Annotated in this window: 11 protein-coding genes; 1 reads left to right on the plus strand and 10 read right to left on the minus strand. The window is 71.5% G+C overall.

Features of this window, described 5'->3' with window-relative positions; genetic code table 11:
- Complete coding sequence (locus G4D86_RS34210; RefSeq protein WP_163998377.1) at window positions 1-2,508, minus strand: ATP-binding protein; 2,508 nt, start codon at window positions 2,506-2,508, stop codon at window positions 1-3.
- Between the two features lie 501 nt (window positions 2,509-3,009).
- Here G4D86_RS34210 and G4D86_RS34215 point away from each other — a divergent pair.
- Window positions 3,010-4,608, plus strand: coding sequence for a hypothetical protein (locus tag G4D86_RS34215; protein ID WP_163998311.1), 1,599 nt, complete (start codon window positions 3,010-3,012; stop codon window positions 4,606-4,608).
- Between the two features lie 15 nt (window positions 4,609-4,623).
- Here G4D86_RS34215 and G4D86_RS34220 read toward each other — a convergent pair whose 3' ends face one another.
- The 9 genes from G4D86_RS34220 to G4D86_RS34260 are packed head-to-tail and all read right to left on the minus strand — an operon-like array spanning window position 4,624 to window position 14,724.
- Window positions 4,624-5,364, minus strand: coding sequence for a TlyA family RNA methyltransferase (locus G4D86_RS34220; protein ID WP_163998312.1), 741 nt, complete (start codon window positions 5,362-5,364; stop codon window positions 4,624-4,626).
- Window positions 5,361-7,112, minus strand: a complete 1,752-nt coding sequence (locus G4D86_RS34225; RefSeq protein ID WP_163998313.1) for a 1-deoxy-D-xylulose-5-phosphate synthase — start codon at window positions 7,110-7,112, stop codon at window positions 5,361-5,363. The genes G4D86_RS34220 and G4D86_RS34225 overlap by 4 nt, the downstream gene beginning before the upstream one ends.
- Window positions 7,112-8,005 (minus strand): polyprenyl synthetase family protein, encoded by an 894-nt coding sequence (locus G4D86_RS34230; protein ID WP_163998314.1) that lies wholly within the window; start codon window positions 8,003-8,005, stop codon window positions 7,112-7,114. The genes G4D86_RS34225 and G4D86_RS34230 overlap by 1 nt, the downstream gene beginning before the upstream one ends.
- 14 nt (window positions 8,006-8,019) lie before the next feature.
- On the minus strand, window positions 8,020-8,400 hold the full coding sequence (locus G4D86_RS34235) for a response regulator (RefSeq protein WP_163998315.1): 381 nt from the start codon (window positions 8,398-8,400) through the stop codon (window positions 8,020-8,022).
- A 24-nt stretch (window positions 8,401-8,424) separates the two neighbouring features.
- Window positions 8,425-8,769, minus strand: a complete 345-nt coding sequence (xseB, locus tag G4D86_RS34240; RefSeq protein WP_163998316.1) for an exodeoxyribonuclease VII small subunit — start codon at window positions 8,767-8,769, stop codon at window positions 8,425-8,427.
- 48 nt (window positions 8,770-8,817) lie between these two features.
- Window positions 8,818-10,560 (minus strand): exodeoxyribonuclease VII large subunit, encoded by a 1,743-nt coding sequence (gene xseA / locus G4D86_RS34245; RefSeq protein ID WP_163998317.1) that lies wholly within the window; start codon window positions 10,558-10,560, stop codon window positions 8,818-8,820.
- Window positions 10,557-12,338: an FHA domain-containing protein gene (locus G4D86_RS34250; protein WP_163998318.1), complete on the minus strand. Its 1,782-nt coding sequence runs from the start codon at window positions 12,336-12,338 to the stop codon at window positions 10,557-10,559. Before G4D86_RS34250 ends, xseA begins: the two co-directional genes overlap by 4 nt.
- Window positions 12,339-12,374: 36 nt before the next feature.
- Window positions 12,375-13,853, minus strand: a complete 1,479-nt coding sequence (locus G4D86_RS34255) for an FHA domain-containing protein (RefSeq protein WP_240360619.1) — start codon at window positions 13,851-13,853, stop codon at window positions 12,375-12,377.
- Window positions 13,840-14,724: a type II secretion system F family protein gene (locus G4D86_RS34260; RefSeq protein ID WP_163998319.1), complete on the minus strand. Its 885-nt coding sequence runs from the start codon at window positions 14,722-14,724 to the stop codon at window positions 13,840-13,842. Before G4D86_RS34260 ends, G4D86_RS34255 begins: the two co-directional genes overlap by 14 nt.

A 14,724-nucleotide genomic window follows, 5' to 3' on the forward strand; every position in this document is an offset into this window, starting at 1 on the left:
TCAGGTCTCTTCCGGCGGCGGCGCGCCCAGCTTCTCCAGCAGCTTCTCCACCGGGTCGCTGTCCTGACTCACGTCGGCCACCGCCGAGCGGTACTCGGTGTCGGTGGCCTTCTCCACGTCCGGCAGCATGCGGCTGATGACGTTGCGCGCGGGCTCCGCCTGGCACTCGGGGAGGATGACGGCGAAGACGCCCCCGCCCAGGTGGGAGATGGCATCCGGGTGGCGCACCCGCTTGCGCATGATGTCCGCGATGCTGGCGGGCAGCGTGTCCACGGGCCGGTCCGGCCGCAGCACCGCGAGGCTGAGCGAGCGGTGGAAGCGACGGCTGCGCGCCACCTCCTGCTCCAGCCGCAGCAGCAGTCCGCGCCGGTCATGCAGGCCCGTGGCCGGGTCGCTGCCGGTGCGCCGCTGCAGGGAGCTGGCGCGCTCCTTCTCCTGCTGCTCGCGCTCGCCCTGGCGCAGCTTGAGGGCGCGATCGGTGCGGTTGAGGAGCTCCACCGCGTTGAACGGCTTGCTCATGTAGTCCACCGCGCCCAGGTTGAGCGCGCGGACCTTCTCCGCCACGCCCTGGTGGGCGGACAGGAGGATGACCGGGATGTGGGCCGTGTCCGACGAGGACTTGAGCGCCATGGCCGCGTCCAGGCCGTCCAGCTTGGGCAGGAACACGTCCATCACCACCAGGTCCGGCCGCTGCGCGCGCGCCTTGGCCAGGCCCTCGGCGCCGTCGCGCGCCACCTCCACCCGGTACTTCGAGCGCAGCACCTCCGAGAGCACCGCGGCGATTTCCGGCTCGTCCTCCACCACCAGCACGCGCGGCTGCTCGTGCGGGGCGGTGGCGGCGGGAAGCTGCGGCCTGGGGTTGCGCGGCGCCTCCTGCGCCAGCGGCAGCGTGAAGACGAAGATGCAGCCCTTGTCCTTCGGGCTCTCCGCCCAGATTTCGCCGCCGTGCAGCTCCACGAATTCCTTGCAGATGGCGAGGCCCAGGCCCGTGCCCTTGCCGCCGTGGCGGTAGCGGTCGAAGACCAGGTGCAGCTCGTCCGGGGGGATGCCCACGCCGTCGTCCTGCACGCACACCTTGGCCGCGTCGCCGTCCGGCCGCGCCAGCCGCTGCGTGCTCACCACCACCTCGCCGTCCTGCGCGGCATGGTGGATGGCGTTGGTGATGAGGTTCTGCAGCACCTCGTGCAGCTTCACCTCGTCGCCGATGAGCATCAGGCTGTCCGGGCACTCGGCGCGCAATGACACGCCGCGGTCGGCCGCGAGGATTTCCAGCTCGTTGACCGCGTCGCGGCACAGCTGCGCCACGTCCAGCACGCGCGGCTCAATGGACAGCCGCGCCGCCTCGCCCTTGCCCTTCTCCAGCAGCGACTCGACGAGCCCGAGGATCTTCTTGCCCTGGCGGATCATCGCCTCGGAGGACTGCTTCTGCTGGGGCTCCAGCGGGCCCTCCTGCAGCAGCCGGCCGTGCCCCAGCAACACCTGGAGCGGCGCGCGCAGGTCATGGCTGCAGACGGCGATGATCTCGTCCTTGAGGCGGTTGAGCTCCTTGAGGCGGCGGTTGGCGTCGTTCAGCTCCTGGTAGCGCTGCACGTACGCCAGCTCCAGGTCCTCGCGCTTCTTCTTCACCGCCGTGTGCAGGCGCGCGTTGCGGATGGAGTTGGCGAGCACGCCCGCCACTGCCTGGGCGAACTCCTGCTCGTCCCGGCCGAAGGACGCGTCCACCCGCGACACGCGCAGGAACAGCGCGCCCAGCAGGTCGTCCTGGCAGATGAGCGGCTGCACCAGGATGGACTTCACGCCCAGCGGGACGATGGAGGTGCGCACCTCCGCCATCAGCGGGTCTCGCTGCGCCTCTTCAATCAGCACCGGCTGCCGCGTCTCCAGCGCGCGGCGCAGCTCCGGGTAGCGGGCCACCTCGATGTCCAGCTCGACGAGGCTCGGGTCCTCCTGCGTGGCCACCACGCGCGCGGTGCGGGCATGGCTGCCCTCCACCAGCACCACCGAGCAGCGGTCCGTCCCGGTGACGCGGCCCACCTTGTCCACGGCGATGCGGAGGATTTCCTCCAGCTCCAGCGAGCTGGTGGCCGCCTGGGTGATTTCCAGCAGCATCCCCATGCGCATCCGGATGCGCTCTTCCCTGTCGCGAAGCCGGCCCGCGCGCAGCGCCGCTTCCAGCCGGGGCACCACCTCGTCCGCGCTGCGAATCCAATCGTCCACTGCCAGACGCTTGAAGGCCTCCGCGGAGCGTGTGCGCCCCAGGTCCACCAGGACCGGCAGTCGCTGCAGCCGCTCCAGCTTGCGCAGCGAGTCCAGCATCTCCGCCGCCCGCTTCGCCGTCACCGCCAGCAGCACCACCTCGGGTTGGAGGGCCTCGGCCACCTGCGCCAGGCCGCTCTCCTTCTCCGCCGCCGCGCACTGGTAGCCGCTCGCCGTGAGCCGCTCCATGAGCGCGTCGCCCGCCTCCTTGGCGGCCACCACCAGCACGCGTCCCCGCTGATCCGGCTGCATCTCGACTCTCACGGTGAACCTCGAACCCGCCGGCCCAGGAAGGACGGGTGGAGAGGCTGCGTCAACTCACTGCGTGCGAAAGGGTACATGGTTCGGATCCGGATCATGCCGCTGAACACGCCCTTGGGCCAGAGCAGCGGACATCGGTGGGAGGGTGGGCATGTGAGGGATGCTGCGCGACCCGGCCGCACCGTCCGTGCGGCTCGCGCCCCGTCCCCGCCAATGGCCCCTCCCTCATGCACCCCGGCTGGCTATCACGGTCCGCGTCAGTTCAGGAGTGCTTCGCGCCTCCTTGGGGGCGATGGCCGGCCGGCAGCCCCACCCACCGCCGATCAGGCGCCAGCACGGCTGCTATTGCAATCCCCTGGCGTTTACCCCTCCTAACGCCCGGTCCGAGCCCCCGCCAACCCGAGTCACGGCCCCAGACGGCCCAAGCCCCGGGGCCTTCCCCACCCGCCACGGTGATGCCCGGACGGTGGGTACGCGGTAGAGTGCTCCGCCATGTCCCAACCACCCCTGACGCGGCACGCGTGGCGCGCCGCCCTTGCCGTCGCCGCCTGCCTGGCCGCCGCCTGTGGCGACCCCAAGCCCCCTCCCACCCCGGACCCGCCCCAGGTCGCCCTCTCGGTGCCCAAGGCCGTCGTCGCGGGGACCAGCTTCAAGGTCATCGTCAACGTGTCCGGCTGCGACACCGTGACGAGCCTGACCCTGAATGACCGGGACACGCCCCTCAAGTCGTTCCCCTACACCGAGGGAGACGTCACCCTGGAGCTGCTGCCCGCCGACGTCCCGTTCCCGACGGCGGGCATGTCCGCCTACCTGTCGCTGAACGCCGAGGCGACGTGCAAGGACGGCCGGAAGAACAAGTCCCAGCCCCAGCCGGCCACCTTCCTTCCCGTCTCCCGCGTCGTCCTGGCCCCGGCCAACGGCGAGCAGGTCGTCACCGACGCCTTCGTCGTCGACGGCAGCGGCACCAGCGCCACCTTCGTCGGCTGCGGCGTCGAGGGTACGGGCATCTCCACCCTCTACAAAGTGGATGCCACCGGCAAGGAGGTGAAGAAGCAGGGGATGCCCTTCGCCTGCACCGCGGAGACGCTCATCACCGCCAGCAACGGCACCAGCGGCAAGCGCTGGCTGTGGACGCCGGGCGTAGGCGCGCTGGCCGTGGACTCCAACCTGAACATCTCCGGCTATACGCCGTCCGACCTCAAGCCCACCATGCTGTCGGTGACGCCGGACGGGGATGCCCTCATCGTCAACCGCATCAACGAAGTGCGGCGCCTGTCGCACATGCCCACCGCCACGTCGCAGACCACCGCCACGGTCAAGTGGCTCTACAAGTCCGTGGAGGGGCTACTCACCCCGCCGCTCGCGCGTGAGGACGGCATCGTGAAGATTGCCGCCATGGGGCCGGGCCCCAACGCCCTGATGACCAGCGTCATCGTGACGGACCTGAACGCCAACGACACGCCCAACGTGGAGAACCAGATCTTCGCGAAGCGCACGTACACGCTGCGCACGTTCTCCCGGAGCGAGCCCCTTCCGCTGGGCGTCCTCAACTCCGACGGCACCGTGCTGTACCTGGGCATCCAGCTGGCGAACAACCAGTCACACGTCGTGGCCTGCGTCGCGAACCCGTCGGGCGTGGAGGCGTGCGAGGGGAGCAACAACCCCTGGACGAGCGACGCCCTGCCCGCTTCGCTCGCCAGCGTGTACTTCCACCCCGAGTCCTCGCGGGTGCTGGCCATCGGCTCGCAGCGCGTGTGGTTCCTCGACGTCAGCAGCGGCGTGATTCGCACCAAGGAGAAGCGCTCCCTGGACGCGAACGGCGCGTTGATTGTGCAGCGCATCCTGAAGGGCCGCGGCTCGGAGCTCTACCTCCTCAACGCGCCCCAGCCGACCGGCAACCTGGGCACGCTGCCCGCGGAAATCGTCGGCGTGGACCAGTCCCCCAGCGGCGAGGCCCGGGAGCTCTTCCGCTACCAGGTGGTGGGCAGCCTGGGTGCCGGGGTGGACTCCGACGGTCGCGTGTGGATGCGCGACAGCGCCGACCTCGTCCAGATGTTGAGCACGGGCGAGTACCGCCGCCTCCGTCCGTAGGCGGCCGGCCAGCGCTCAGGGCATGTCGGCGACGAGGAGTGCCTCCACGTTGCCGGCGGGCCCGGGCACCGGCGAGTCCATCACCCCACGCACGGTGAGGCCCTGCTCGCGCACGAAGGCCGTCACCGTGTCGATGGCGTCCTGGCGGGCGGCGGCGTCGCGCACCACGCCGCCCTTGCCCACGCGCTCGGGGCCCACCTCGAACTGGGGCTTCACCAGCGCCACCAGCAGGCCGCCCGGCTCCAGGAAGGTGAGCACCGAGGGCAGCACCTGGGTGAGCGAGATGAAGCTCACGTCGATGACGATGGCGCCCACCTTCTCCGGCAAATCCTCGTCGGTGAGGTAGCGCGCGTTGACGCGCTCGCGCGAGCGCACGCGCGGGTCCTTCCGCATCTTCTCGTGGAGCTGGCCATAGCCCACGTCGATGGCGTGCACGCGCGTGGCGCCGTGCTGGAGCAGGCAGTCCGTGAAGCCGCCGGTGCTGGCGCCAATGTCCGCGCACACCCGGCCGCTCACGTCGAGCCCGAAGCGGTCCATGGCCGCCTTCAGCTTCAGCCCGCCGCGCGAGACGTAGGGCAGCACCTCGCCCTTGAGGCGCAGCTCCGCCTCCACCGGCACCAGCGAGCCGGGCTTGTCCACGCGTTGGTCATCCACCACCACCTGCCCGGCCAGGATGAGCGCCTGCGCCTTGGTGCGCGACTCCGCCAGCCCGCGCTCCACCACCAGCACGTCCACCCGCTCCTTGCGAGGCTTCACCGTCCGCCTCCTTCCAGCAGCTCGCGGCCCGCCCGCAGCAGGCCCGCCGCGTCCAGGCCCAGCTCCGCGCGCTGCACGCGCGCGTCGCCGTGCGGCACGAAGGTGTCCGGCAGGCCCACCAGGCGCACCCTCGGCGTGACTCCGCGCGCCGCGTAGAGCTCCAGCACCGCGCCGCCCAGCCCGCCGCGCGTGGTGCCCTCTTCCACCACCACCACGTGGCCGCACGCGGCGGCCTCCAGCAGCGCGGCCTCATCCAGCGGGGAGGCGCAGCGCGCGTCCAGCACGCTCCAGCCCGGCTCGCTTCGCGCGACCTCCAGCGCCGCGATTCCCAGCGGGCCCAGCGTCACCAGCGTCAGCCGGGGGCGCTCGGCGCGGCGCAGCCACCGCGCGCCCGCCAGCGGTGCCTCGCCGGCGAACACGTCCGGAGGCAGCGGCGGCAGCGTGCCGCGCGGGAAGCGGAGGACGGAAGGGTGCGGCGCCGCCAGCGCGGTGGCCAGCATGGGCGCCAGGTCCTCGCCCACCATGGGCGACCAGAGCTGCAGTCCGGGCAGCGGGCGCAGCGACGCCACGTCGTAGGTGCCCTGGTGCGTGGCACCGTCCGCGCCCACCAGCCCCGCGCGGTCCACCGCGAAGACGACGGGCAGGCCCGGCAGGCATACGTCGTGGATGACCTGGTCGTACGCACGCTGCAGGAACGTCGAGTAGATGGCGCACACGGGGCGCGCACCCGCGGCGGCCAGCCCCGCGCTGAAGGTGACGGCGTGCTGCTCGGCGATGCCCACGTCGTGCACGCGGTCCGGGAAGCGCGCCTTCAATTCATTGAGCGCCGAGCCCTCCAGCATCGCCGGCGTCACCGCCACCACGCGCGAGTCCTTCGCCATGGCGTCCTCCAGCACCGCCGCGAAGGCCTCGCTGAAGGTCCGCTGCCCCTTGCGCGAGCGCACCAGCTTGCCGTCGCGCCACTCGTACGGGCCCATGGCATGCCCGCGCGTCTGCGCGTCCGCCTCCGCCGGCGGGAAGCCCTTCCCCTTGAGCGTCAGCGCGTGCACCACGACGGGCCGCGAGGACACCTTCGCCTCGCGCAGCGCGTGCACCAGCGCGCCCAAATCATGCCCGTCCACGGGCCCCACGTAGGTGAAGCCCAGCCCCTCGAAGAAGGTGCGCGCGCCGCGGGTGCGCAGCAGCGCGGGAATCGCGCCCACGTTGGCGCTGATGGACATCTGGTTGTCGTTGAGCACCACCACCAGCGGCAGGTGGCTGCCCCCCGCGTTGTTGAGCCCCTCGAAGGTGAGCCCACCGGTGAGCCCGCCGTCGCCCAGCACCGCCACCACGTGCCCGCGTTTTCCCAGCACGCGGCGCCCCTCCAGCATCCCCAGGGCCGCGGACACCGCCGTGCACGAGTGCCCCGCCAGCAGCGCGTCGTGCGGACTCTCACGCGGGTCCAAAAACGGCGCGAGCCCCCCGGCCTGCCGCAGCGTGTGCATGCGCTCGCGCCGCCCGGTGAGGAGCTTGTGCGCGTACGCTTGGTGGCCCACGTCGAAGAGGAGCGCGTCCGTCGGCGAGTGGAACACGCGGTGCAACGCGACGATGAGCTCCACCGCCCCCAGGGACGCGCCCAGGTGGCCCCCCACGCGGCCGCAGAGGGAGATGATGTCCTCGCGCAGTTCCTCGCAAAGCGCCGGCAATTCCGCCTCCGGAAGCGCCCGCACGTCCGAGGGCGAGGCGATGCGTGCCAGCACCCCCGCCATCAGGACTTCCGCTCCACGGAGTACCGCGCCAGCGCCGCCAGCGGCCCGTCCGCCCCTTCGAGAGGCCGCACCGCCGCCATCGCCTGCGCCACCTTCTCCTCCGCCATTCGCTTCGACGCCTCCAGGCCCACCACCGCCGGGAAGGTGAAGCGCCCCGCCGCCGCGTCCGCGCCCGCGGGCTTGCCCAGCTGCTCCGGCGTGGCCGTCACGTCCAGCACGTCATCGGCAATCTGGAAGGCCAGCCCCACCGCGTCGCCATAGCTATCCGCGCGGGCCAGCGCGTCCGCGTCCCCGCCTCCGGCCAGCACGCCCATGCGGCACGCGGCGCGGATGAGCGCGCCCGTCTTCAGCCGGTGCAGCCGGACGAGGTAGTCCAGCGCGGACGGCCGGTCCTCGGCGATATCCAGCACCTGCCCGCCCACCATGCCCGCCGCACCCGCCGCCACCGCCAGCTCGCGGCAGAGCGCGGCGCGCACCGGCTCCGGCCCCGAGGCCACCAGCGAGAAGGCCTCCGTCAAGAGCGCGTCACCCGCGAGGATGGCCATCGCCTCGCCGTACACCTTGTGGTTCGTGAGCCGGCCCCGGCGGTAGTCGTCGTCGTCCATGGCCGGCAGGTCGTCGTGCACCAGCGAGTACGTGTGCACGTACTCCAGCGCGCACGCCGCGTCGCCCGACACGGCGGAGGCGTTGCTGGCACGGGCCACCGTGTCCGCGAAGGCCAGGCACATCACCGGGCGCAGGCGCTTGCCGCCGGCCAGCAGCGAGTAGCGCATGGCCTCCGCCAGCTTCGGCGGCGTGCCCGACGTCATGAGACGGTCCGCCCGCTCGCGCAGCAGTGCCTCCACCCGCGCCTGCTGGGCGCCCAGGAAGGAGTCCAAGTCGAAAGATGCCAAGAGTCCGTGCTCCTCTAGGAGGCCTGCGTGGCCACGAGCTCGCGGATGCGCTTGACGAGCTTGTCCATGTCCAGCGGCTTGACGAAGTAGTCCGCGGCGCCGACCTCGAAGCCGTGCCGCTTGTCCTCGGGGTCCCCGCGTCCGCTGATGAAGACGACGGGGATTTCCCGGAAGTGTTCGTTCTTCTTCACCGCCCGGCACAGCTCGAAGCCGTCAATCCAGGACATGTTCACGTCCAGGAGGATGGCGTGCGGCCGGTGCAGCTGCAGCGAGGCGATGAGCCGCAGACCGTTGGCGGCCATGGTGACGTCGAAGCCCTCGTCCTCCAGGGCCGCCGCCAAGAGCTCCCGCGTATCGCGGTCATCATCGACGATGGTGATCTTCGGCTTCGACATGCCGGAAGTGGGCGCCCGCACCGCCTAGAACGGGACGTCATCCTCCGGGGGAGGCCGGGGAGCAGGCGCAGCAGGCGCCCGGGTGGCCGCAGGCGGGGCCGGACGCGCCGCCACCGACAGGGGCGCCACCACGTCCTTGCCATCCTCGTCCAGCAGCAGCTGTTCGATTCGCTGCTCCGCCTCGGTGAGCAGCTTCTCGCCGCGGCGCACAAGCTTGATGCCCTCTTCGAAGGCCTTGAGCGAGTCCTCCAGGGACAGGTTGCCGCTCTCCAGCCGGCCCACCGTCTCCTCGAGTCGCGTCACCACGTCCCCGTACTGCTCGGGAACCTCGGCCTCCGCCGCCACCTTGTCCGCCTTGGACTTCGCCACAGCCTTCCACCTCCCCGTGTGGGGCGCGGGACTCTAGAGGGTGGCCCGTTAGCAGTCCACCGGCCCTTTCACGCCCGTGACGGTGGCTTCGACTTCCTCACACCCGCCCAGCGTCTTCGCCCCGTTCACCGCGAGTTTGATGCCCAGCCGCTCTCCCACCTGTACGTCGGTGCTGGTGCGCACCACCACGCCGTCCCGCTGGCGGAAGACCACCGAGTACCCACGCGACATGACCTTCAACGGACTCAGCGCGTCCAACCGTCCCTCCAGACGCTGGAAACGCCTCTGCGCATCCGCCAGGGCTGCCTGCTGGAGCGCCAGCAACCGCGCCCGGTGCGCGGCCAGCCGGGCACGCTCCCTCGCCACCCGCGCCGCCGGTGAGGCCCGCTCCAGCCCCAGGTGCGCCGCCGCCAGCGTCGCCTGCCGGGACGCCACACCCGAGCGCGCCGCCTCCGACAGCCGCATCGCCAGCTTGAACAGGTGAGCCCGCTGCTCGCCCAGCCGCGCCTGGGGCCGCGCCCGCTGCAGGCGCTCGGACAGCGTGCGCAGCCCGTCCCGGTGCTCGCGCACCGCGGGCCGCAATACGCGCATCATCGCCTCCACCTGCTCGGACAGGTGCAGGCGCTGGTGGTTGATGGCGCGCCGCGGGTCTTCCAGCTGCGCCGAGAACTGGCCCAGCTCCTCGCGCAGCTCCAGCACCCGCCGCTCAGTGGCGCGCCGCAGCCGCCCGGCCTGCGTGGCCAGCGTCAGCTCCAGGTCCGCCAGCACCGGCGCCAGCCGCTCCGCCGCCGCGCTGGGCGTGGGCGCCCGCCAGTCCGCCACGAAGTCGGAGATGGTGAAGTCGATTTCGTGGCCGATGGCCGACACCACCGGCACCGGCGAGGCGAAGATGGCGCGCGCCACCAGCTCCTCGTTGAACGTCCAGAGGTCCTCCACGGAGCCTCCGCCGCGAGTCACCACGATGACGTCCACGTCCGTGCGCGACAGCCGCTCGATGGCCCGGGCCACCTCCACCGCGGAGCCCTCGCCCTGCACGCGCGCGTCCGCCAGCAGCACGCTCTGCCGCGGGTTGCGCGAGTGCAGCACGCGCAGGAAGTCCTGGAGCGCCGCGCCGGTGCGGCTGGTGACGATGCCGATGCGCCGGGGCAAGAACGGCAGTGGACGCGGCGGGCGCACGCGCCGGTCGCCGATGAGCCCCTCCGCCGCGAGCCGCTCCTTGAGCTGCTCGAAGGCGAGCGCCAGCGCGCCCTCCCCCACCGGCTCCATCCGCTGGACGATGAGGCTGTAGCGCCCCTGCGGCTCGTAGAGGTCGACGCTGCCCTCGGCCACCACCTCCATGCCGTCGCGGAGCATGAAGCGCAGCCGGCCCGCCAGGGACGCCCACACCTTCGTGTCGATGGCGGCGGACGCGTCCTTCAGCGAGAAGTACCAGTGCCCGCGCGCGTTGGGCCCGCGAAAGCCCGTCACCTCGCCGCGCACGATGACGCGCGCGAAGCGCGACTCCAGCGTCTGCTTCAACTGCCGCGTCAGCTCACCCACCGACAGCACCGAGCGCTCGGGCTTCGGCGGCGGCGGAGGCGCGCCCTCCAGCGGCCCCAGCAGCGCCGTGCCGTCCGCGTCCACCGGCGGCGGAGGGGGCGGCGGCCTGCGGGGCATGGCCACGACGCGGGCCTGGGGCAGGGCCTCCTCGGAGGAAGCCGGGGGGGCCGGAGGCGTGGCGGATGCGCCGAACAAATCCCCCTGGAAGCCGGGAGGCATGACTGGCGGCGGGCCGCCCCGGGTCTTCTTCATCGCGAGAGCTTCTCGACCCAGGTCTGCGCCTTCTGGTGGTACTCGTCGTCGGGCGGCGTCATGGCCACCACGTCCTTGAACTTGGGCAGCGCGTCCTCGGGGGCGGAGTCCTTGATGGAGTAGGCGGAGAGGTACAGGTCCTTCGCCTTGGTCTTCATCTCGCTGATGATGTTGGTGGCGCCGGCATGGCCCGAGTCGGCCTGCAGCGCGCGGCGCGCGTACTCCATGGCGCGGCCCCACTGGCCCGCCGCCTTCGCCGCGCTGGCGCCCTTGTAGAAGATGGTGGCCGCACGCGTGCCCGCGTTGCGCGCCATCTTGCTGGGCCGGCCGTCGGTGATGTCCTTGTCCAGCGCCAGGAGCTTCGTCAGGTTCTTGGCGTCCAGGTCCTCCAGCTTCTTGTAGAGGTTGCTGAACTCGTTGATCTGCGCGAGCAGCTTCTTGCACTGGGGCGTGCGGGCCATGCACGCGTTGAGGATGGCCACCGCGCCGGACGTGTCACCGTCGCGGAAGCGGTCCACGGCCGGCTCCCACGGCTTGGGCGCGGGGCCCTGGATGACGGGCCTCGGCGCGTCGCGCTGGGTGATGGACTGCACCGCCGCCTCGTTGATGAGCTTCGCGTCGCGGTAGTCGGGCACGGCCACCAGCACGTCGTCGGTGATGGCCTTGGCCTCGTCGTACTGGCTGCTGTCCAGCGCCGCGCGCGCCGCCACCGTGCGCTTGCTGGCCGCAGCCGCCAGGTCCCGCTTCAGCTGGCGCACCGGCTCGTCGAGGAACTGCGTCTTGCCCGTCTTCGCCAGCGCGGCCGAGGCCTTGCCCAGCTCGTTCTTCCCGAGCGCCGCCCGCGCCTCCTCCAGGCTGCGCTGGATGGGAATCTCCCGCTCCGCGTGCCCGAGGTAGTCCGTCACGCCCGGGTAGTCCGGCGCCTGCGCCTGGAGCTCCTCCAGCTTCGCCTGCGCCTCAATCCACTTGCCCTCGCGCACCAGGTTCTTCGCGTCCTGGAACAGCGCGCTGAGCGCGTCCCGGCGGGCCTTGGTCTCCATGGCCTTCGCCAGCTCCACGGCCTGATTGCGGTTGACGTTCATCCGCACCAGCCCCAGGCCGGCGAACAGCACCACCACCACGCCGGCCGCGGCCAGCTTGATGCGCATCTTCTTCTTCAGCACTTCGGGGCTCGGCGGCGTGGCGGCCGTGGCGCGCGAGCTGCGCACGCGTCCGCCCTCGGTGCGCGGCGGCGGGCGGGGCGGCACCCCGGGTCGGTCACCGGAGCCTCTGGAGCCGCTGGTCGACGGCCGGGGCCGCGAGCCGCTGGGAGGCGCGGAGATGTTCATCGTGGAGTTGGCCACGTCCTCGAAGCGCAGCTCCGTGTCGCCCAGGGTGATGACGTCGCCGTTGGCCAGCGGCGTCTCGTCGCTGATGACGTCGCCGTTGACCATGGTGCCGTTGCCGGAGCCCAAATCACTCACCGCCCAGCCCGTGCCCAGCTTGCGCACCATGACGTGCTTGCGGGACACGGACGTGTCGGGGATGCAGATGGGGTTGTCGGTGGCGCGGCCGATGACGTACTCGCCGTCCTCCAGGGTGAACTCCTCACCCGCCTTGGGGCCAGCGACGCACATGAGTCGCGGACTGGCGGACGCGGGAGCGGGCCGGCCCGGGGCCGCGCCGGTGGAAGGCCTGCGCGCGGCCGGGCGGGACCCGGTGCCTCCCGAGGGCGACCCGCCGCCGGAAGGCGTTCCGGAAGTGGGCCTGCGACGCGCCGGAGGGGAACCGTTCGACATGGGAATTCACCGACTTCCTACGAGGGGGGCACGGGGTTACAGCTCGTGCTCGTAAGCCAACTCCAGCGCCCGATTGTGGCAGCGATGCTCGGCTGTAGGGAAGCGCCTGCTGACCTCCTGCAGGGCTGCCCGGGCCTTCTTCGCGTTCCGGAACTGTACGCTGCGTTGGAAATCGAGCATCAGCTGGCTGCACTTGTGGTCGAGCTCGGCTGACACCTGACCAAGCTGGAAGCGCACGTCCTGGTACAGGTCCGGCTTCTCGTCCAGGGCCTCCAGGGTGAGCCACGCGAAGCGGTACTGCTGCCAGGCCTTGAAGAGGTTCTCCGAGCCAATGGCCCGCGTCTCGTAGAACCGGGCCCCGGCCACCGCGTACTGGCGCGCCTTCGTCACCAGCTCGTCGCGGGACAGCTCCGGCACGGGGATGATTTCCAGGCGCAGGTTCCACACCCGCCACGACTCGTTGCCGGGCGGGTTGCGCACGTTGTCGAAGACGACGGTGTTCAGGTCGTTCCGCTTGAGCGAAATGATGGGGAGGATGAACTCCAGCTCGCGCTCCATGGCGCTGGCTGTGTCCGGCGGCACCCACCCCAGGTTGGCCCCGTTGAGCACCAGCGCCACCTCCTCCTTGGAGATGCCGCTGGCCTGGTAGTGCAGCACCGCCACCGCCCGCGTGGGCGTGACGAACTGGAACTCGAACGACTTCTGGTCCGGGCGCTCCCACTGCACGCCCTCTCCCAGGCCGAACGAGTCCGGCACCGGGTCCACCCCGAGCGACAGCGGCTCCGGTCCGCGCCTGCCGGATTTTCCGCCCTCGGGCAGGAACACCCAGCCCAGCGCCCCCAGGCCGCCCGCCAGCACCAGCGCCATGCCCAGGCCCACCACCACCCGGGCCCCGCGCGACAGCTCGCCCCACCACAGCGCCAGCTGCCCACCCCCGCTGCCGGCCAGCTCGCGGCGGCGGCGGGCGCGCTCGGCGGCCGTCATCCCCTCGGCGGCGGGCGCGGGCGCCGGACGCGCGGGCACGGAGCGGGCGTCCGCCTTCTCCAGAGCCATCGCCGGAGGCGGCGAGTCCGCGGGGCGCTGCGGGGTGACGGCGGGGAGCTTTCCGGTGGGGAGGACGTCGGGCGGGCCGTCCAAGGGGCCCCCCAGCGCCGCGGTGCGGCGGATGGGGCGGGTGGCGTCCTCGTCTCCGTCGGGGGGCACCCAGACGAAGGTGAACTCCACGGGGCCCACGGTGATGCGGTCCCCGTCCCTCAGCTGCTGCTCACCCGGGAGCAGCGTGCCGTTGAGGGAGGTGCCGTTGGAGCTGCCCACGTCCGCGGCGAAGTACAGCCCCGCGCGCTCGATGATGCGCGCATGCCGACGGGAGACGCCGTGGTCGTGCAGCACCAGGTCGTTCTCCGAGGTGCGGCCGATCTTCACCTCGGCCTGCTCGAAGACGAGCTCCCGTCCCTCCTGGAGCCCCTTGGTGATGGTCAGACGGATAGGCAGGGCAACGACCTCAGGCCAGCTCACCGAAGAAGAACTGGAACACGATGGGCCCGAACAGCACCATGAACACCGTCGGGAAGATGCAGGCGATGAGCGGGAAGAGCATCTTCACCGGGGCCTCGCCGGCCAGCTTCTCCGCGCGCTGGGTGCGGTCGATGCGCATCTGCGTGGACTGGATGCGCAGCACCTTGCCCAGGCTGGTGCCCATCTTGTCCGCCTGGATGAGCGCGGTGACGAACGTCGTCAGCGACGGCAGGTCCACGCGGACGATCATGCTCTTCATCGCCTCTTCACGCGTCTTGCCCATCTTCAGCTGCTTGAGCACCAGCTGCAGCTCCTCGCGCAGCGGGCCCTGCTTGCCCTTCTCCACCACCTTCGCCAGCGCCGCGGTGAAGTCCAGGCCCGCTTCCACCGACAGCGTGAGCAGGTCCAGGTTGTAGGGCAGCGCGCGGCTGATCTGCAGGTGGCGCTTCTTCACCTGGTCGTTCAGCCACATCAGCGGGTAGTACATACCGAAGAGCGCGAAGACGAGGCACCAGCCCAGGTTCTGGCCCAGGCCGTTGAGCATGAACAGGCCCATCAGCAGGCCCACCACGAAGCTCACCTCCTGCAGCGCCATGATGTCCTCGGGCTTGTAGCCCTGAGGCTCACCGGCCTTGATGAGGTTGCGGCGCGCCTTGGCCTCGTAGCTCGGCCACATGAAGCGGCGGTTCATGGCGCCCAGCCGGCGGATGGCCACGCCACCCGCGCCCTTCATGCCACCGGCCGACTCGTCGCGCACCTCGGAGAGGAAGCGCTCGAGGAGCGTCTGGTACAGGCCCAGGCCCAGGAACCCGATGGCCCCCGCGAAGAGCAGCGCCGAGCTGCCGACCAGCACTTGCGTCAGGACATCCAC

The organism is Pyxidicoccus caerfyrddinensis (genome assembly GCF_010894405.1).
Taxonomy (GTDB): Bacteria; Myxococcota; Myxococcia; order Myxococcales; family Myxococcaceae; genus Myxococcus; species Myxococcus caerfyrddinensis.

Coding starts and splice junctions, on each gene's coding strand:
- G4D86_RS34210 (WP_163998377.1), bottom strand. CDS start 2,508: ATGCAGCCGGATCAGCGGGGACGCGTGCTGGTGGTGGCCGCCAAGGAG.
- xseA (WP_163998317.1), bottom strand. CDS start 10,560: ATGAAGAAGACCCGGGGCGGCCCGCCGCCAGTCATGCCTCCCGGCTTC.
- G4D86_RS34215 (WP_163998311.1), top strand. CDS start 3,010: ATGTCCCAACCACCCCTGACGCGGCACGCGTGGCGCGCCGCCCTTGCC.
- G4D86_RS34235 (WP_163998315.1), bottom strand. CDS start 8,400: ATGTCGAAGCCGAAGATCACCATCGTCGATGATGACCGCGATACGCGG.
- G4D86_RS34225 (WP_163998313.1), bottom strand. CDS start 7,112: ATGGCGGGGGTGCTGGCACGCATCGCCTCGCCCTCGGACGTGCGGGCG.
- G4D86_RS34250 (WP_163998318.1), bottom strand. CDS start 12,338: ATGTCGAACGGTTCCCCTCCGGCGCGTCGCAGGCCCACTTCCGGAACG.